General features: G+C 70.1%; 17 protein-coding genes. 8 read left to right on the top strand and 9 right to left on the bottom strand.

The features are described from left to right. Positions 1-12: 12 nt before the first annotated feature. Positions 13-873 carry a mycothiol conjugate amidase Mca gene (mca, locus tag Q7C18_RS14875; protein ID WP_311026074.1) on the bottom strand — a complete coding sequence of 287 codons (861 nt, stop codon included), beginning with the start codon at positions 871-873 and terminating at the stop codon, positions 13-15. A gap of 300 nt (positions 874-1,173) precedes the next feature. Between mca and Q7C18_RS14870 the strand changes: the two genes are divergently transcribed. The 4 genes from Q7C18_RS14870 (at position 1,174) to greA (ending at position 4,057) form a co-directional block, all read left to right on the top strand. Further along, positions 1,174-1,596: a DUF4307 domain-containing protein gene (locus Q7C18_RS14870; RefSeq protein WP_070160023.1), complete on the top strand. Its 423-nt coding sequence runs from the start codon at positions 1,174-1,176 to the stop codon at positions 1,594-1,596. Next, positions 1,596-2,435, top strand: a complete 840-nt coding sequence (gene modA, locus Q7C18_RS14865; protein WP_311026028.1) for a molybdate ABC transporter substrate-binding protein — start codon at positions 1,596-1,598, stop codon at positions 2,433-2,435. Before Q7C18_RS14870 ends, modA begins: the two co-directional genes overlap by 1 nt. A gap of 7 nt (positions 2,436-2,442) precedes the next feature. Then, complete coding sequence (locus tag Q7C18_RS14860) at positions 2,443-3,243, top strand: ABC transporter permease (RefSeq protein ID WP_311026027.1); 801 nt, start codon at positions 2,443-2,445, stop codon at positions 3,241-3,243. Positions 3,244-3,553: 310 nt separating this feature from the next. Then, positions 3,554-4,057, top strand: coding sequence for a transcription elongation factor GreA (gene greA / locus Q7C18_RS14855; RefSeq protein ID WP_311026026.1), 504 nt, complete (start codon positions 3,554-3,556; stop codon positions 4,055-4,057). Here greA and Q7C18_RS14850 read toward each other — a convergent pair whose 3' ends face one another. The 4 genes from Q7C18_RS14850 to Q7C18_RS14835 all read right to left on the bottom strand — a co-directional run bounded on the left by Q7C18_RS14850 (position 4,058) and on the right by Q7C18_RS14835 (position 8,446). Then, positions 4,058-4,414 (bottom strand): hypothetical protein, encoded by a 357-nt coding sequence (locus tag Q7C18_RS14850; protein WP_311026025.1) that lies wholly within the window; start codon positions 4,412-4,414, stop codon positions 4,058-4,060. Further along, entirely contained in the window at positions 4,414-5,769 is a 1,356-nt protein-coding gene (gene ilvA / locus Q7C18_RS14845) for a threonine ammonia-lyase (protein ID WP_237090105.1), read from the bottom strand. Before ilvA ends, Q7C18_RS14850 begins: the two co-directional genes overlap by 1 nt. A gap of 29 nt (positions 5,770-5,798) precedes the next feature. Further along, positions 5,799-7,358, bottom strand: coding sequence for an AI-2E family transporter (locus tag Q7C18_RS14840; protein WP_311026024.1), 1,560 nt, complete (start codon positions 7,356-7,358; stop codon positions 5,799-5,801). A gap of 170 nt (positions 7,359-7,528) precedes the next feature. Beyond that, positions 7,529-8,446 (bottom strand): Bax inhibitor-1/YccA family protein, encoded by a 918-nt coding sequence (locus Q7C18_RS14835; RefSeq protein ID WP_311026023.1) that lies wholly within the window; start codon positions 8,444-8,446, stop codon positions 7,529-7,531. Between the two features lie 339 nt (positions 8,447-8,785). Between Q7C18_RS14835 and Q7C18_RS14830 the strand changes: the two genes are divergently transcribed. The 3 genes from Q7C18_RS14830 (at position 8,786) to Q7C18_RS14820 (ending at position 11,169) form a co-directional block, all read left to right on the top strand. Next, on the top strand, positions 8,786-9,391 hold the full coding sequence (locus Q7C18_RS14830) for a biotin transporter BioY (RefSeq protein WP_311026022.1): 606 nt from the start codon (positions 8,786-8,788) through the stop codon (positions 9,389-9,391). A 92-nt stretch (positions 9,392-9,483) separates the two neighbouring features. Further along, on the top strand, positions 9,484-10,077 hold the full coding sequence (locus Q7C18_RS14825) for an energy-coupling factor transporter transmembrane protein EcfT (RefSeq protein WP_070160008.1): 594 nt from the start codon (positions 9,484-9,486) through the stop codon (positions 10,075-10,077). 87 nt (positions 10,078-10,164) lie between these two features. Then, positions 10,165-11,169, top strand: a complete 1,005-nt coding sequence (locus Q7C18_RS14820; RefSeq protein ID WP_311026021.1) for a LacI family DNA-binding transcriptional regulator — start codon at positions 10,165-10,167, stop codon at positions 11,167-11,169. A gap of 27 nt (positions 11,170-11,196) precedes the next feature. Here Q7C18_RS14820 and Q7C18_RS14815 read toward each other — a convergent pair whose 3' ends face one another. The 4 genes from Q7C18_RS14815 to Q7C18_RS14800 all read right to left on the bottom strand — a co-directional run bounded on the left by Q7C18_RS14815 (position 11,197) and on the right by Q7C18_RS14800 (position 15,544). Continuing rightward, entirely contained in the window at positions 11,197-12,516 is a 1,320-nt protein-coding gene (locus Q7C18_RS14815) for an extracellular solute-binding protein (RefSeq protein WP_311026020.1), read from the bottom strand. A gap of 180 nt (positions 12,517-12,696) precedes the next feature. After that, positions 12,697-13,464: a cupin domain-containing protein gene (locus tag Q7C18_RS14810; protein WP_311026019.1), complete on the bottom strand. Its 768-nt coding sequence runs from the start codon at positions 13,462-13,464 to the stop codon at positions 12,697-12,699. Further along, a complete protein-coding gene (locus tag Q7C18_RS14805) occupies positions 13,461-14,411 on the bottom strand; it encodes a PmoA family protein (protein WP_311026018.1) in 951 nt (316 codons plus the stop codon). The genes Q7C18_RS14810 and Q7C18_RS14805 overlap by 4 nt, the downstream gene beginning before the upstream one ends. Beyond that, entirely contained in the window at positions 14,408-15,544 is a 1,137-nt protein-coding gene (locus tag Q7C18_RS14800) for a Gfo/Idh/MocA family oxidoreductase (RefSeq protein WP_311026017.1), read from the bottom strand. The genes Q7C18_RS14805 and Q7C18_RS14800 overlap by 4 nt, the downstream gene beginning before the upstream one ends. 319 nt (positions 15,545-15,863) lie before the next feature. Here Q7C18_RS14800 and Q7C18_RS14795 point away from each other — a divergent pair, with 319 nt between their 5' ends. Continuing rightward, the gene (locus tag Q7C18_RS14795) at positions 15,864-16,904 is read left to right on the top strand and encodes a LacI family DNA-binding transcriptional regulator (protein WP_311026016.1); all 1,041 of its coding nucleotides are present in this window, start codon (positions 15,864-15,866) and stop codon (positions 16,902-16,904) included. Positions 16,905-16,908 lie beyond the last annotated feature (4 nt).

The raw sequence follows: 16,908 nt of genomic DNA, 5'->3' as shown, positions 1-16,908 counted from the left end.
ACACGGCGCAGGTCAGCGGATCCCGGCGAACAGGTCGTGCTCGGGCAGCTGCGTCTCCACCCGGGAGTCGATGAGCACATAGTCGTCGTAGGGCCACACCTTGCGCAGGAAGTCGTTGGGCGTGGCGAAGAAGAATCCGTCCGGCTCCACCTGCGTGCGGTGGGCGCGCAGGGCACGGTCGCGCAGCTCCAGGTAGTCGCCCACCGGCACCTGGGTGGTCACCTCGTGCTTGGTCAGCCAGGGTATGCCGCCGTCGTCGTCGTAGCGAGCGATCCGCTCCCCGTAGGGGGACTCGTAGCCGGCCTCCACGAGGGCCTCGTGGATCGCCCGGAACCGGCCGGGGTTGAAGGCCCGGTCATAGTAGAGCTTCTGCGGCTCCCACGGCTCGCCCGCATCCGGGTAGCGCTGGGCGTCTCCGGCGGCGTGATACGCCTCCACCGAGATCTTGTGGGACATGATGTGGTCCGGGTGCGGGTAGCCGCCGGACTCGTCATAGCTGATGATCACATGGGGGCGGAAACGGCGGACGAGCCGGACCAGCGGGTAGGCGGCCTGCTCCAGCGGCAGCGTCGCGAAGGACCCCGCCGGCAGAGGGGGCATCGGGTCGCCCTCCGGCAGGCCCGAGTCCTCGAAGCCCAACCACACGTGGTCGATGCCCAGCGCCTCAGCGGCCTCACGCATCTCCTGCCGACGCACGCCGGTCAGGTCCCGGTGGCACTGCTGCAGCTCCCCGGCCGCCTCGTTGAGCAGGTCCCCCCGCTCCCCTCCGGTGGCCGTGGCGACCACGACCTCGGCGCCGGCGTCCACATAAGCGGCCATCATCGCCGCGCCCTTGGAGGACTCGTCATCCGGGTGGGCGTGCACCGCCAGCATCCGGAGCCCTTTCGACCGTGGCACATGCTCATGGGGCGCCTCGGCATGTGGGTCGACGGCGTCCCGCAGTCCGCGCGGCGGCTTCACCGTCGCCGCGTCCCGACGGATCACGGGCGTCGAGGCAGAGAGGGTGTCAGCCGGATGGTCTGGGGTCGGGGTCACAGTCGGTCTCCGTGTCGGTGGTCGGGGTACAGGTGGTCGGGGTGCAGGTCCTCAGCACTGAGCGGGGACGCCCGAATCTGCGCGGGAGCCCTCACCCCTCCACGCATCAGAACTCCCTGACGCACTAGAATAATCCCGATGAGTCACACGCCCGCCTCCCCCAGCCTCGCCGAGCGCTACGGCACCGCCAAGCGCCCCCTGACCGCCCGGACCCGCACGTGGCTCATCGTGGCGGCCCTGGCGGCCGCCCTGGCGGTGGCCGTGTACTTCACCGTCGGCAACACCGTGGGGCAGATGACCTCCAAGGATGTCGGGTACATCATCCATTCGGACACCGAGGCCTCGGTGGACTATGAGGTCACCAAGGACTTCGACGCCACCGTGCAGTGCATGGTCCAGGTCCTCGACGACACCTACGCCGTCGTCGGGGCCAAGACCGTCACCATCGGCCCGCATGAGGGCAGCGACTCCTCCGACAGGAGCCAGTATTTCCGCACCGATCTGCGCACCGAGCACCGCGGAGTCACCGGCATCGTGGACTCCTGCTGGGAGCTCGACTGATGCGACCAGGCTCCTGGTTCCACCGCATGCGCGGAGTGATCGCCCTGGCGCTGCTGGTGTGCTTCATCGCCGCCTTCGTGCTCACCGCCTGCTCCGACGATGACACCGAAGCCGAACCTCCTGCCACTCCGACCACCGAGGTCACGGTGCTCGCTGCGGCGTCGGTGGAGCCGGCGCTGCGGCGCGTGGACCAGGACCTGCGCTCCCGCGGCGCCAGCGTGACCCTGAGGTCCGAGTACGGTGGCACCTCCACGCTGGTCTCGCAGATCCGCTCGGGACGCGCCTTCGACATCGTCATCACGGCCTCGCGCACCCACATGGCGGACCTGGTGGACGACGGCGCGGTCGCCGGTGACGCCTATCCGCTGGCCACCAACCGGCTGGCTCTGGTGGTGCCGGCGGACAACCCCGGCGAGATCGACAGCTTCGACGACTTCATCGCCCACGCCGCCGAGCTGACCACCGCGACCTGCGCCGAGGACGTCCCTTGCGGGGAGCTGGCCCGCACCATGCAGGAGGAGCTCGGCGTGGACGTACACGCCGACACCGAGGAGACCTCGGTGGCCTCTGTGATGACGAAGGTCCGCATGGGCGAGGTCGACGCCGGCTTCGCCTACCTCACCGACGCCGAGGCCGCCGACGACGAGGTCGAGGTCTTCGAGATCCCGGACTTCCCGCACAACGACACCCAGATCTGGGCCGCGGTCGCCGCCGAGCCTCAGGAGCAGGAGGCCGCCGAGCAGCTGTTCACGCTGCTGGTGGGAGAGTCCGGGCGCACCGCGTTCGAGGAGGCAGGTTTCCTTCCGCCCCCCGCCGCCGAGGCCTCGAGCCTCGACTGAGCCCTCCATGGTGCGACGCACGAGCGCTCTCCCCGGCCTGCTGTGGCTGCCCGCCGTCGTCGGCGCCGTGCTGCTGACCCTTCCCGTGCTCTCCCTCCTGGTCGAAGCCGACCTGCCGGCCGTGCCGGAGCTGCTGTCCTCCCCCACCACGCGGGAGGCCCTGCTGCTCAGCGTCCAGACGGCTACGGCGGCCACCGGGCTGTGTCTGGTCTGCGGGATCCCTCTGGGGGTGCTGATGGCCCGGGGTCGGGCGCGCCTGCTGCCCTGGGTGCGTCCGCTGGTGCTGCTGCCGCTGGTGCTGCCGCCCGTGGTGGCCGGTGTGGCGCTGCTGGCGGCCTTCGGACGTATGGGCCTGGTGGGCCAGCCGCTGCATGCCCTGGGCGTGCAGATCACCTTCACCTCCCTCGCGGTGGTGCTGGCCCAAGCGTTTGTGGCGATGCCGTTCATGGTGCTCTCCGTGGAGTCCGCCGTGGCGTCGCTGGACCGGGAGTATGAGGAGGCGGCCGCGACTATGGGGGCCGGCCCGCTGGCCACCCTGTGGTGGGTGGTGCTGCCGCTGGTCCGCCCCGGTCTCCTGGCTGGGACCGTGTTGTGCTTCGCGCGCTGCCTGGGCGAGTTCGGCGCGACTCTGGCCTTCGCCGGATCCGCGGCCGGGACCACCCGGACCGCCCCGGTGGAGGTGTACCTGCTGCAGCAGTCCGACCCCCAGGCCGCCGCTGCGCTGGCGGTGGTGATGATCGCCGTCGCGCTGATCGTGGTGGGACTGGTCTACGGACCCGGGCGCAGACTGTTCAGCGTCCGGAGGTGAGGGCAGCACTGCCAGCCTCGCAGCGACGACGACCCTGTGCCGTGGACGACACTGTGCCGTTGACACTGCGCCGTTGAGGTTCTGGCCCGTCACCACTACGATTGTGGAAACGCAGAACCACCCCGCCGGGGAGCTGCCGGGCACCAATCCCGCGGCACACGTCCTCAGGCGGGGTCTCTGCATGTACGACGAGGAACCGCACGGCATCGCTGTCCGGAGGGGTCCGCCCCACCACGGAGGGCGATGCCGTCTGACGTGTCGGGCCCCTGGCCCGGCGCCCGGTTCCTCCTCAGACCCAAGGAGAACTACAGTGTCGACGCACGCTCACGAGACCGATGAGAACGCCCAGTGGCTGACCCAGGAGGCGTATGACCGCCTCAAGGCTGAGTTGGAACACCTCAGCGGCCCCGGTCGACAGGAGATCGTCGACCGGATCGAGTCCGCCCGCGAAGAGGGCGACCTGAAGGAGAACGGCGGCTACCACGCGGCCAAGGAGGAGCAGGGCAAGGCCGAGGCGCGCATCCGCTACCTCACCGACCTGCTCGAGAACGCCTACGTCGGTGACGCCCCCGCCGGCGACGGGACCGTCGTGCCCGGCATGGTCGTCACGGCGAAGATCGCCGGCAATGAGATGCGGTTCCTGTTCGGCAACCGCGAGATCGCCGGCGACTCCGACCTGGACGTCTACTCCGCCAGCTCCCCGATCGGAGCGGCCATCAGCGGCGCCAAGGCCGGCGACTCGCTGTCCTATGCCGCGCCCAACGGCAAGGAGATCCCGGTGGAGATCGTCTCCGCCGAGCCGTTCACCGGCTGATCAGACCCAGCCGTCGAGGTCGCTGGCGTTGTTCTGACGCCGGCGGCCTCGGCGGACGCTGCGCCGCAGACGACGCTGCTGGCGTCGAGAGCGCCCCGCAGCACGAGACGACACCCCGTCGCCCTCGGCGGCGGGGTTCTTCCGTCTCTCCTCACGGCGACGCATCCAGCGACCCAGCCACCACGCCAGTCCGGCCAGCGCCGCCAGGCTCAGCGCCCACATCAGACCGATCAGCGCCAGGCCGATCAGATCCGCCCAGGCCCCGTCAGGTCCACCGCCCTCGGTGACCTCGCCACCGACGCCGGCGCTGAGACCCACGCCGGCGCTGACGGAGAACTTCATCATCGAGACGGGCATCAGTTCATCACGATCGGTTCGTAGCCTTCGGCGCGGAGACTGTTGAGCACCAAGGCGGAGTGCTCCTCCCCCTTGGTCTCCATGTTGATCACGATGGAGACGTCGCCCATGGACAGGGCCCCGCCGATGCGGGTGTGGTCCACCCCGGTGACATTCGCGTCAGTGTCGGCGATGATACGCGAGATCATCGCCAGCTCCCCGGGCCGGTCCTTGAGCATCAGCTTCACCGTCAGGAAGCGGTTCGCCGCGGAGAGGCCGCGCTGGATGACCTTGAGCATGAGCATCGGGTCGATGTTCCCGCCGGAGAGCAGCGCCACGATGGACTTCGGTTCGATGCCGAGTCCGGCGAGCTTCCCTTCCAGCAGCGCGGCGACGCCGACTGCGCCGGCCGGCTCCACCACCATCTTCGAGCGCTCCATGAGGAAGATCAGCGCCTGGGCGATCGCGTCCTCGCTGACGGTGACGACGTCGTCGACGAGGTCCTTGATGATCTCGAAAGGGATGTTCCCGGGCCGCCCCACGGCGATCCCGTCCGCGATGGTGCGGACCCCCTTGATGGGCACCAGCGCGTCCGCGGCCAACGACGGCGGATAGGCAGCCGCATTCTCCGCCTGCACCCCGATGATGCGCACTTCGCGGCCCTGTCGCGCCGCCTCCTGCTTGATGGCCACCGCATTGCCGGCCAGCAGTCCGCCGCCGCCGATGCCCATGATGACGGTGTCGACGTCGGGGACCTGCTCCAGGATCTCCAGGCCGATGGTGCCCTGGCCGGCCACCACGTCGGTGTTGTTGAACGGGTGGATGAACACCGCACCCGACTCGGAGGCGTAGTTCTGGGCCTCCGTGAGAGCCTCGTCCACATTGGAGCCGTGCAGGATCACCTCGGCCCCGTGGTCACGCGTGGCGGCCAGCTTGGGCAGCGCCACTCCGCGCGGCATGTAGATCTTCGCCCGGATGCCGAGCTTCTTGGCCGCCAGCGCCACGCCCTGGGCGTGGTTGCCGGCCGAGGCCGCGACGACGCCGCGCTCCTTCTCCTCGGCGGAGAGCCGGGCCATGCGCACATACGCGCCCCTGACCTTGAAGGAGCCGGCACGCTGCAGGTTCTCGCACTTCAGATGCACGGTGGCGTCCATCATGCGCCCCAGAGCACGGGAGTGCTCCATGGCGGTCGGCACGATGACGCCGTCCAGCAGCTCGCGGGCCGCCTGAACATCCTCCAGCTGCACGCTCAGGTGCCGTCCGGGGATCCGGTGCTCCGCCTGATGCTCCGTGATGGCGTCTCCTGAGGCCGAGGAGCCCTGCGGGCTCGGAGTGGATGTCATGGTCTCGCGCTCGATCTGGTCGGTCTGGGTCATCGTGGTCCTGTGTCAGTCCTTCTCAGAGGTCAGTCCTTCTCGGAGGCACGGTCGCCTCGGGAGACGCCAGCGTCATGTGCAGTCGAGTCGGCAGCGGGGCCCTCGGCCTCCTCCCCGGCGCCGTCGCCCTGCTTGCCGCCGCGGCCCCCACGCCGGGCGAAGGCCGGCTTGTCCGGGTCCAGTCCCGGCATGGTCTCCAGGAAGCGTCGCTTGATCCCGGCCAGGGTCTCCTGCTCCTGGGCCTCGATCTCGCGGCGGGCGGCGACCCGGCGCAGCTCCTCCTCCTGCTGTTCTCGTTCCATGGCGATGGCTTCGTCGTCGTGCCGCCACTCTTCCTTCACGATGTAGCGCACCGAGCGGTTGATGAAGGCCAGCACCGGCACAGCGAAGAGCGCCCCGACGATGCCCAGCAGAGTCGTTCCGGCGGTCACCGCGAGCACCACGGCCAGCGGGTGGAGCTTCACGGCCTTGCCCATCACGATGGGCTGCAGCACGTTGGACTCGATCTGCTGGACCAGCAGCACCACGCCGAGCATCAGCAGAGCATTGACCAGCCCGTTGGCCACCAGCGCCAGCAGCACGGCGATCGCGCCCGTCACCACCGCACCGATGATCGGGATGAAGGAACCCAGGAAGACCAGCACGGCCACGGGCAGCGCCAGGGGCACTCCCAGCAGGGCGGCGCCGATGCCGATGCCGACGGCGTCGACGGCGGCCACGAAGACCTGGACGCGAACATAGGAGCCCAACGCCGACCAGCCCCGCCGGCCCGCCCCGTGGATGGCGGGACGGAACTTCCGCGGGACGAAGTTCACGGAGAAGTCCCAGATGCGGTGGCCGTCGGAGAGGAAGAAGATCAGAGTGAACAGCGCGAGGATCAGCCCGACCATCAAGTTTCCAGCCGTGGAGCCGATGGACATCGCTCCGCCCAGGATGGACTCCGCGTTGTCCTGCACCCACTGGGTGGCCTCGGCCATCCACTGGTTGAACTCCTCGGCGGAGATGGAGATGCCGAGATCCCGGCCGATCTCCTCGGCCATGGCCACCAGCTCCATCACGCCGACGCGCACCTGGTCGGCCATCTCCGCGAAGCCGGTGATGATTTCCTGGCCCACGAGGTACAGCAGGCCGACGACGAATCCGATCAGCAGCAGGATCGTGGTGATCGCCGCCAGGATCCGCGGGAAGCGCAGCGTGCGGAAGAAGTTGTGGACCGGGCGCAGCAGCGTGGCCAGCAGCGCGGCCACCAGCAGCGGGATGATCAGCAGCGAGACGTAGCTCAGCAGCCACAGCAGCACTCCGGTGAACGCCAGGATCAGCAGCACGCGCCAGGACCAGGCGGCGGCGATCCGCACGCCCCAGGGGATGTCCTCCTGGATCCGCTCGGCGTCGCTGAGCCCGGCCAGTCGCTCGTGCTCGAGCTTCCCGGAGGTCACCGGGTCCGCCCCCGCAGGGCTCGAAGCGGCGGCGGCGCCGGATCCGGACACGCCGGACTCAGACGCGGCGTCGCTCGCAACCGCGGCGTGGGCGCCCACCGGCACGGCGGCCGGCGGCTTCCGGCCGTCACCGCGGGCTTCCTCAGCGTTCATGCGCTCCATGGTGGCACAGCACTCCTGGACTCGAAGGATCAGTGTGTGAAGGTTCAGGGACTGAGACGCCCCGGACGACGACGGGCCCGCAGCGCACCGGAAGCGGTGCGCGGCGGACCCGTCGCGATGTCATGCCGGCCGCAGGCAGCAGCCGGAGCGAAACTGCGGCGTCATTCCGCCATGGACCGGATGATGGCGATGATGCGCAGGATCTCGATGTAGAGCCACACCAGGCTCACGGTCAGGCCGAAGGCCGCGGCCCAGGAGTACTTGGACGCCACGCCGGCCTCCACGCCTTCCTGGATGTTGGTGAAGTCCAGCACCAGCGAGTAGGTGGCCAGCAGGATGGCCAGCGCGCCGATGGCCAGGCCGATCCACGGGCTGAACTCGGTGCGCAGACCGAACATGGAGCTGGTGCCGCCGAACATCATCAGGCCGAAGTTGACCAGGCAGAACACCAGGTAGGCCAGGCCGGCCACCATGAACATCTTGTTCAGCTTGGGCGTGGCGCGGACCTTCCCGGAGCGGAAGAGCACCAGCACCGAGGCGAAGACGATGGCGGTGCCGAGGACGGCCTGCAGCACGATGCCCGGGAACTGGTACTCCAGGAACATCGAGATGCCGCCCAGGAACAGTCCCTGGAAGGCGCTGTAGGCGAGGATCAGCGCCGGGTTCGGCTCGCGCTTGAACGCGTTGACCATGCCCAGGGCAAAGCCGCCGAGGACGCCGAGCAGCATCAGTCCGCTGGCCAGGCCGAAGCTCATCGCCCCGGCGGTCACGGAGATGCCCGCTCCGACGAGCACCACGACGAAGCTGATCAGGGTCTTGCGGATGACCTCGTCATAGGTCATCCGGCCGAGGTCCTGGCCTGTGGGCGAGGGCTGGCCGTACATCTGGTGCAGCTGGTCGGCACCCGGGGCCTGCTGGCCGGGCATGCCGTGCTGCTGGGCGTAGCTCGGACCGGCTCCGGGGTGCTGTGCCCGGGGCTGCTCGGTCACGGTGCCCTGGTCGCTCATGTAGAAACGACGGCGCTCGCGCTCCTTGAACTGCGAGGGGAACGCCTGCGAGTTGAAGATCGGGTTGGACATGTCGTGGGCCGCACTCCTTATCGGGGCTCGTGGCTCTGTCGAGTGCGCAGCACCTGCGCTCGGCGAGCGAGCGACTCGGCGACGGGCTCTCACCCGCCGTCGCAGGGGTGCAACGCTGACGCACCGTGTAGACAGTCTACCGGGAACACGGCGTGATGTGCGCCGCATGTCCCCTGGTGAGACCGCATCAGCGCCGCTGTCCGCGCAGAGCTGACCGGGGCGCAGTGGCGAGAGACGGTCTCCACGGCCTACAGTGGGGCCGCAGACCGTATTGAACAGCGTTCAAACCGTCGGCGACGCGACTCGCCGGCGCCAGGACGCCCCACTCCTGGAGCCCCGATGCCCCCGTCCGAGACCCTCGTCGCCGGCCCGGCCACCGCCGCCGTGCGCGGGATCGCCCAGATGGCCATGTTCGCCGCGCTCGTCGCGGTGCTGGGCCAGCCCTTCGCCATCCCCGTGGTGGCCGGAGTGCCGATCACCCTGCAGACCCTCGGGGTGATGCTGGCCGGCGCGATCCTGGGCCCCTGGCGAGGGGCCGGTGCCATGGTACTGCTGCACGCCCTCGTCGTCGCCGGCCTGCCTCTGCTGGCGCAGGGCTCCGGAGGGCTCGGCGTCTACGCGGGCCCCACCGCCGGGTTCGCGCTGGGCTGGATCCCCGCCGCGCTCGTCGTCGGGGCTCTCACTCAGTGGCGCTGGCCGCTGGCCTGGTGGCGGACCGCTCTTAGCGTCGCCCTGGGCGGGATCGGGGTGATCTATGCCTGCGGCATTCCGGTGATGGCCTACCAGCTGGGCCTCACGCTCCCCCAGGCGACCGCCGCCACCGCCGCATTCCTCCCGGGCGACCTCGCCAAGGCGGTGATCGCCGTGCTCATCACCCACGCGTTGGTGAAGGCCTATCCCGCACCCTTCAGCTGGGCGCGCCGCCGCGGGGCCCCCGCGCGATGACGACCGCACGGCCGGCATCGGGGTCCGTGCGACGCCGCGCACCCCGGGCGACCTCGGCGGGACCTGCGGGCGGAGGCGCGGCCTCCGCGGTCATGCCGCTGCATCAGCCGGGCACCTCGGTGCTGCACCGCACGGGGGTCGGCGTCAAGTTCCTGCTGGTCTTCCTGCTGGCCCTGGGGGTCTCCCTGCAGCGGGAGAACCCGTGGGCGATCCTGGGTGCCTGGGCCCTGGTGGTCCTCGGACATCTGCTCGCCGGAACCGGGGTCTCCGGGCTGCTGCGGCGCCTGTGGGGTCTGCGCTGGATCCTGCTCATCCTCACCGTCCCCCAGCTGATCTTCCTCGAGCCGCAGGTCGCCCTGCTCAACGTCTCCCGCGTGGTCGCGGTGATCATGGTGGCCGGGCTGTTCACGCTCACCACCCGCACCTCAGACATCCTGGAGGGATTCGACCGCGCCCTGGCGCCTCTGGCGAAGCTCGGCGTCGACACCTCCCGGATCTCCCTGGCCCTGTCCCTGACGATCCGCTCCGTGCCCGTGATCCTGGCGTTCTCCGGTCAGATCCGCGAGGCGCTGCGGGCCCGCGGCCGACGCGTCACCCCGAAGGCGCTCATCATGCCGCTGCTGGTGATGTCGCTGCGCCATGCCGAGGAGACCGCTGAGGCCCTGGCGGCCCGCGGCGTACGCTGAGCGCCGCCGCTCCGCGGCATCGCATCCGGCAGACAGAATGTCCTACGATGTCATGCAACGGACGCCCCCGCCTTCAGGAGACCACGCATGGCCTTGCCGCAGCGCGCCACCCTCGACGACGTCGCCCGCCTGGCCGGAGTGAGCCGCAAGACCGCCTCGCGCGTCTACAGCGAACCCGAGAAGGTCGCCGCCGCGACGCGCGAGCAGGTCCTGGCCGCCGCGCGTCGGCTGCGGTTCCGCCCCAACACGCTGGCCCGGACCCTGCGCCGAGGAGGCACCACCTCCACCGTGGGGCTGCTCATCGGTGAGATGAGCAACCCCTTCTATCATGCGGTCGCCGCGGGCATCGAGCATGAACTCTCAGCCTCCGGACTGACCCTGGTGATGGGCTCCAGCGACGACACGGAGGAGGGTGAGGAGCGGGTCGCCGACGCGCTGCTCTCCCAGCGGGTGGCCGCGCTGCTGATGATCCCCTCAGCGGCCGACCAGTCCTATCTGGACGGCGAGCGTCAGCTGGGCACCCCGGTGATCGCCGTGGACCGCCCCGCCCGGAACCTGCTGGCCGACGCCGTGCTGCTGCAGAACCGCGCCGGGGCCCGACAGGCCGCCGAGGCGCTGCTGAACGCGGGACACCGCCGGATCGCCTACCTGGCCTCCCCGGCAGACATCCACACCCAGCATGAACGACTGGCCGGCTACCGGGAGGCGATGGCCGCCGCGGGGCTGGGCGACACTGCGGCGCTGGAACACCTCAGCGACGACGTCGTCGAGGACGCCGTCGCCCGGGCGGCCCTGGACACCGCCGAGCCTCCGACCGCCGTGGTGGCCGGCAACAACAGGATGAGCGTGGCTGTGCTGCGCGCAGCCCGCGCGCTGGAGACGCGGCCCGCGCTCGTCGGTTTCGACGACTTCGACACCGCCGACGTGCTCGGCATCAGCGTGGTCAGCCACGACCCCCTCGAGATGGGCCGCCGTGCCGCGGCCCTGGCGGTGGAGCGCATCGCGCGCCCCACCACCGTCCCCGAGGTCATCGAGCTGCCCACCCGCCTGGTGCTGCGCGGGTCCGAGTCGAGCACGGGCCTGGCCTTCTGAGCGAGCTGCTCCGGATCAGCCGCCCGATCAGCGCAGCGCGTCCTCGATCTCGCCGTGCATGGCCTCGGCGGCATCCTCGGCGCTGAGCCTGCCGAAGAAGAACTCGTCCATGTAGCGGATGATGATGTCCTGGACTGCGCCGTAGCCCTCCGGCGGCATCGGTGGGGCGTCGGCCACCACGTCCTCGAGGCTCTCGGAGTACTCGACCACCTGGGTCTCCACCTCGCCGAGGTCCTCGCGGATCTGGTCACGGATGGTCTCGTTGCCGGGGATGCCCCGTTCGATCTGCTGCAGCTCGCCGGCACGCTCGTCATTGACCAGGAAGTCCACGAAGAGCTGGGCCTCCTCCGGGTGGTCGGTGCCCGTCGCCACCGAGTAGAACATGGAGGCCTTGTAGTACATGCCCGCCTCCGAGGCGTCCCCGGCGCGGCTGGGCACCATGAGCGGCTCCAGATCCGCGGAGGCATCTCCGGACAGTGCCACCAGCATCGCGTCCCAGACCGGCGCCGCGGCGGCCTCGCCCGTGGCGATGAGGGTCTGTTCCCGAGCGATGCCGTGCTGCTCGGACATCTCTGCGGCCGACGGCAGTGCGCCGTCTTCCTGGAACTCGCCGAGCATCTCGAAGTACTCGACGGCCTGCTCCGGCTCCCAGGCGAGCTCGCCGTCGTCGCCGATCATGCTCACGCCATGGGTCTGACGCAGCCACAGCTCCAGGCCTCCGGAGTCGAAGAAGGTGGCCAGCCCATAGCTGTCCGTCTCCTCGGAGATCGCGGTGGTCAGGTCCTTCAGGTCGTCCCAGGTCCAGGTGGCACCGTCGGGCATCTCCTCCCCGGCCTCCTCGATCAGGCTCGGATTGACCGCATAGGTCAGCGCCGTCTGCCCCACGGGCATGGCGTAGAGCTCGCCGTCGAGCGTGCCGGTGTCCAGCAGCTCCTGGGTGAACTCGCCGGTGTCGATCTGGTCCAGCGGCAGCAGGACGCCGGACTCGATGTACTCGCGGAGGTAGACCAGGTCCATCTGGATGATGTCCGGGGTGTCTCCGGCCGCGGTCTGGGTGGCCAGCTGGTCCCAGTAGCCGTCCCACTCGCCATAGCGGGGCTCCACGGTGATGTGCGGATGCTCCTCCTCGAAGAGCGCGATGATCTCCTGGGTGTACTGGTGCCTGACGTCTCCGCCCCACCAGCTGAAGGTCAGCGTGACGTCGCCGTCGTCGCTGCCGTCGCCGCAGGCGGTCGCGGCGAGCCCAGCCACCAGCAGAGCGCCGAGCGGCCGGGGCCAGCGTCGGCGCCGCCGACTGGGACGGGGCGGCGCAGCGTCGGGCAGTGATGGACGCATCCTGGGTGTCATGGGGACTCCTCATCTCGGGGAATGGGCTGGGTCTTGCTGATGGGCTGAGGTCTGTCGATGGGCTGGGGCTGGAGGGAGCACAGGGGCCCCGAGGCCTGCCATCGGTGTGGCCTGATGCCTCGGAGCCCCTGCGTATTCAGTTGTCGCACCGGATCCACTCTTCGCACCAGAAGAGGGGCTTCAGTCCGTGATGTCCGGGGCCCTCCAGGTCTTCAGGCGGCCACACATGCCGAACAGTCGGGGGCCGGGCCTGGGCTCACCCCGGATCACGGAAGCTTCCTGCAGGTGGGAGGCGTCGCCGTCGGCGAGCGCCTCCAACTGGGCTCGGGTGCGCTCGGTCTCGGCCTCCACGTTCGCGGCCCAGATCTCGCGCCACTGCTCGATGCGGGGACGCACCAGGGCCGCCGCGCGCTCATGGAGGCGCCGCATGGCCGCAGGCCCGTCCTGCTCGACGGCGGCGAGCAGCTGCCGGTGGCCCTCGATGGCCAGGTCCCGGCGTGCCCGGGCCGCCTCGGCACGGGCCTGCTCGTCTCCGTCGGTGGGCAGCGCCACCGCCTGGTGGTAGCGCTCGGGATCGGCCAGGACCTCATCCGGGAAGGTCATCACCGCATCTCCCGCCTCCGGCAGCCCGGCGTTCTGCATGATGACCGCCAGCTCGAGTCCTGCGTGATTGACCAGCCGGTGCACGGTGCCGGGGGTGAACCACAGCAGGGACCCCTTCTCCAGAGGATCCTGCGCCGCGCCGTCCGCGCTGAGGGTGTGCACCTCACCACGGCCGGCCGTGACCACATAGGCCTCGGTGGACAGCGTGTGTAAGTGCGGGGTCCCGCCGTGGAGGCCGTCCGGAGTGTCCCAGTCATACACGCACAGATCGCTCACTGAGGTCCCCCCGGGGAACCGCGGCAGGGAACGTGAAGGACGGGCGGAGTTCTCCTGGGGGGCGCTCACAGGGCGAACTCCTCCCCCAGCGCCGTCAGCTCCTCCCCGCTGCACACCTTCGCGATGAACACGAAGCGATGATGCAGGCGCAGCCGCCCCTCGGCGGGCAGATGGATCTCCTGGTCGAAGGCCGGCGACGGGCTGGTGACCGTGAAGATGCCCGTGCGGGTGAACCACTTGATCGGCGGAACCTCCGCATCCTGGGACTCAGAGGACCCGGCGAAGGCCATCACCGTGCCGCCCCCGTCGAGCTCGTCATGTTCGGAGGAGAAGGCGACCCAGCCCGCCGGGGCTCCCATCGTGTTCTCCTCGCCCGCGGCGCCGGCGGAGTTGACGACGTCGCAGCCGGTCCAGGAGCGCGGCCCGCGCCAGAACCAGCCGGTGTAGCCGGCACTGGGCCGGCCCGCCGTCGTCGGGCTGCCCATCGGCAGCGTGCGGCCGCTGACGTTGGTCAGCTCGGTGGTGAGGTCGATGGCCCACACGCCCCGACCGGGGCCGAAGCGGTCGACGTCCAGCGAGTGGACCCGCTGGATGCGGTGTTCGTCGAACCAGTGCTCCCCGCGGGAGGTGATCCACTCCAGCGTCTCGTCGAAGACGACGTCCTCACCGGCCGTCGGCTCCACGGCGAAACCGGTGTGCTTCATGGTGCCGAGGTTGTCGCGCATCTGATAGCCGGTCTCTGCGGCGAAGGTGGGGCCACCCCAGAAGTTCTGGTCCGCCACATGCGACCAGGTGAACTGCAGGCCGGTGTGCCAGCGGTGGTCCCAGGGGCGGCGCACCGCGGCCTCGCCACCGTCGGTGAAGCGCAGGGGGAACAGGTACGGCTTCGGGGCCTCCTCCTTCGGCGAGTCCGGGTGGATGACGTAGCGCAGGATCTCGGTGCCCGCGGCGTCGACGGCGATGGCGTCCTGCTCGGCGCGGACGTCGAAGCCTGTGGTCACGGCAGTGCTGGTCACTGGACGGTCTCCTTGCTGACAGCGGTGTTCTCCGCGCTGCCGTAGACGAACGAGGGGTCATGCATGGCGGAGTAGTAGGTGCCCTCGGGCTTCATCTCCGCCCGCCGGACGGTGCGGCCCGTCTCCGCGGATTCGTAGAGCGCGGCGATGAACTCCAGGACTCGGCGTCCGTCGTCGCCCGAGGCGCGGGGACGCACCCCCGCGGCCATTGCGTCCAGCAGCTCGGAGAGCTGCTGCTTGTGCGAGGAGGGGACGTTCTCCTGCGGCGTCCAACCGGCCGCCGAGCCGTCCTCGGCACGGTGGGGCGCCGGGGTCCAGGTCCAGGAGCTGTTGTCATACCCGTAGAGGTGCTCCACCTCCACGGTGGCGTCCTGGAAGTCGAAGCGCAGGTAGGAGACCTCCCGGGGGGAGAGCACGGAGTTCACCACGGAGGCCATGGCACCGTTGGCGAAGCGCACTGTTGCCAGGGAGACGTCCTCGGTCTCGACGTCCCGGTCCAACGCGTCCGCGACGGCCGTGACCTCGGTCCAGTCGCCGAGGATCTCGAAGAGCAGGTCCATCTGGTGGATGCCGTGTCCCATGGCCGGACCGCCACCCTCGGTGGCCCACTTGCCGCGCCACGGCACCTCGTAGTAGCCGTGAGTGCGGTACCAGAGGGTGTGGCAGACCGCGACCAGCGGGCGCCCGAGAGTGTGGTCCCGGACCTGCTGTTTGAGCTGCTGGGCTCCGGAGCCGAAGCGGTGCTGAAAGACGTAGGAGGCGAAGGGCCCACTCTCGCCCTCGTGGGCCGCCACCTCGTCATATTCGGCCAGGGTGAGCACCGGGGGCTTCTCGCACCACACCCACGCGCCCGCCTTCAAGCCCTTGATGACGCCGTCCTTGTGCGCCACCGGCGGGGTGCACAGCACCAGCAGGTCGGGACGTTCCGCGGCGAGCATGGTGTCGACGTCGCTGTAGCGGCCCGGGATGTCCCACTCCTCGGCCACAGCGCTGAGACGGTCGGCGTCGACGTCGGCGATGGCCACCACCTCCACACGGTCCTCATGGGCCTTCAGTGTGGGCAGGTGCGCCACGGTGGCGATGCCTCCGGCGCCGACGACGGCGGCGCGGACGCGGGGGGATGCGGCGGTCATGGATGTGCTCCTCGCGGGATGGGGATGGTTCACGGTCACGTCGACCTGTGACGGTGGTGCCGACCCGTTACTGTGATCGATCACTTTATGACGTTGACCACAAGAGTAGGGAGTGCGAGGTTAGGCTGTCAACACCGAATTGTCATCCATGTCACACGCCTGCGGAGCAGGTGCCGCGCGCTCAGTCCGCTGGCCGCCGCCGCAGGGCGATGGCAGGATGGAGCAGCGGACCGGATGCGTCATCCGATGGCCCCATGGCCCCATGGCCTAGCAGTCCGTCCGGCCCGCGACGGACAGCCAGCACAGGAGAGGTGACCACGTGGCGTCAGAGACCACCCCCGAGGCGCGGCCCGCCCGCGCCGCGACCATCCACGAGGTCGCCCGCCGGGCCGGCGTCTCCCACCAGACCGTCTCCCGTTATCTGCGCGACATGGGCCCCTTCCGTGCCGACACCATCGCGCGGGTCGAGGCCGCCATCAAGGAGCTGGACTACCGGCCCAATATGATCGCCCGGTCCATGCGGACCCGGCAGACCGGGGTCCTCACCGCCCTGTTGCCCGCTCCGGTGACCCAGATGCCCACGCCCATGCTCGCCGCCGCCGCCGAGGCGGCCCACGAGGCCGGGTACTTCATGGAGATCGCGGTGGTGGAAGGCCCGGCGGAGGAACGCAGCCGCCGGGCCCGCGAGCTGATGGGCTCCGGACGGGTAGAGGGCGTGCTCTCCTTGGCCGGACTGCCGGAGCTGCAGGAGCAGGGGAAGACCGCCGCCTCCGGAGCGCTGACCATCGTGGAGCAGTTCGACGACAAGCTCCGCGGACTGGGCACCTTGGCCGACGCCGGTGCGCTGCGCGAGATCATCGCCACCCTCGCCGATCAGGGCCACCGACGCTTCCTCCACATCCAGGGCCCCGAGGAATGGGCCTCCGCCCGTGCCCGCCGCCAGGTCTACGAGGAGACCCTCGCCGAACGCGGGCTCGAGTCCCACGGCGTCACCGGCGGCGACTGGTCCGCACACACCGGCTACCAGGCCCTGCAGTCTTTGGAGGCCGACAGCGGCGTGACGGCAGTGATCGCGGCCAACGACTTCCTGGCCCTCGGCGCCCTCCGCGCCGCGCACGAGCGTGGCTGGCGGGTCCCAGAGGACCTCAGCATCATCGGCTGGGACGACATCGACCTGGGACGCTACTCGACGCCGTCGTTGTCCACCGTGGCGGTGGACCGCGACGGGCGGGGCCGTCTGGCCATGCAACGGCTCATCGCCCTGGTCCGCGGGGAGGAGCCTCCCGCCGATGCACCGGTGCCGAACCATGTGGTGCTGCGCGAGTCCACCGGGCCTGCGCCGAGCGCGACGACCGACTGAGGAA

This window comes from Nesterenkonia sp. CL21 (genome assembly GCF_031705515.1).
GTDB lineage: Bacteria > Actinomycetota > Actinomycetes > Actinomycetales > Micrococcaceae > Nesterenkonia > Nesterenkonia aethiopica.
The sequence above is the reverse complement of the archived record's forward strand: the minus strand, read 5'-3'. Positions and strand labels throughout refer to the sequence as shown.

Bases quoted from the DNA above. Each gene is read 5' to 3' on its own strand.
- Q7C18_RS14835 (WP_311026023.1), bottom strand. From the start codon at position 8,446: ATGTCCAACCCGATCTTCAACTCGCAGGCGTTCCCCTCGCAGTTCAAG.
- Q7C18_RS14840 (WP_311026024.1), bottom strand. From the start codon at position 7,358: ATGAACGCTGAGGAAGCCCGCGGTGACGGCCGGAAGCCGCCGGCCGCC.
- ilvA (WP_237090105.1), bottom strand. From the start codon at position 5,769: ATGACCCAGACCGACCAGATCGAGCGCGAGACCATGACATCCACTCCG.
- Q7C18_RS14820 (WP_311026021.1), top strand. From the start codon at position 10,165: ATGGCCTTGCCGCAGCGCGCCACCCTCGACGACGTCGCCCGCCTGGCC.
- Q7C18_RS14800 (WP_311026017.1), bottom strand. From the start codon at position 15,544: ATGACCGCCGCATCCCCCCGCGTCCGCGCCGCCGTCGTCGGCGCCGGA.
- modA (WP_311026028.1), top strand. From the start codon at position 1,596: ATGCGACCAGGCTCCTGGTTCCACCGCATGCGCGGAGTGATCGCCCTG.
- mca (WP_311026074.1), bottom strand. From the start codon at position 873: ATGCTGGCGGTGCACGCCCACCCGGATGACGAGTCCTCCAAGGGCGCG.
- Q7C18_RS14825 (WP_070160008.1), top strand. From the start codon at position 9,484: ATGCCGCTGCATCAGCCGGGCACCTCGGTGCTGCACCGCACGGGGGTC.
- Q7C18_RS14870 (WP_070160023.1), top strand. From the start codon at position 1,174: ATGAGTCACACGCCCGCCTCCCCCAGCCTCGCCGAGCGCTACGGCACC.
- Q7C18_RS14815 (WP_311026020.1), bottom strand. From the start codon at position 12,516: ATGACACCCAGGATGCGTCCATCACTGCCCGACGCTGCGCCGCCCCGT.
- Q7C18_RS14830 (WP_311026022.1), top strand. From the start codon at position 8,786: ATGCCCCCGTCCGAGACCCTCGTCGCCGGCCCGGCCACCGCCGCCGTG.
- Q7C18_RS14860 (WP_311026027.1), top strand. From the start codon at position 2,443: ATGGTGCGACGCACGAGCGCTCTCCCCGGCCTGCTGTGGCTGCCCGCC.
- Q7C18_RS14850 (WP_311026025.1), bottom strand. From the start codon at position 4,414: ATGCCCGTCTCGATGATGAAGTTCTCCGTCAGCGCCGGCGTGGGTCTC.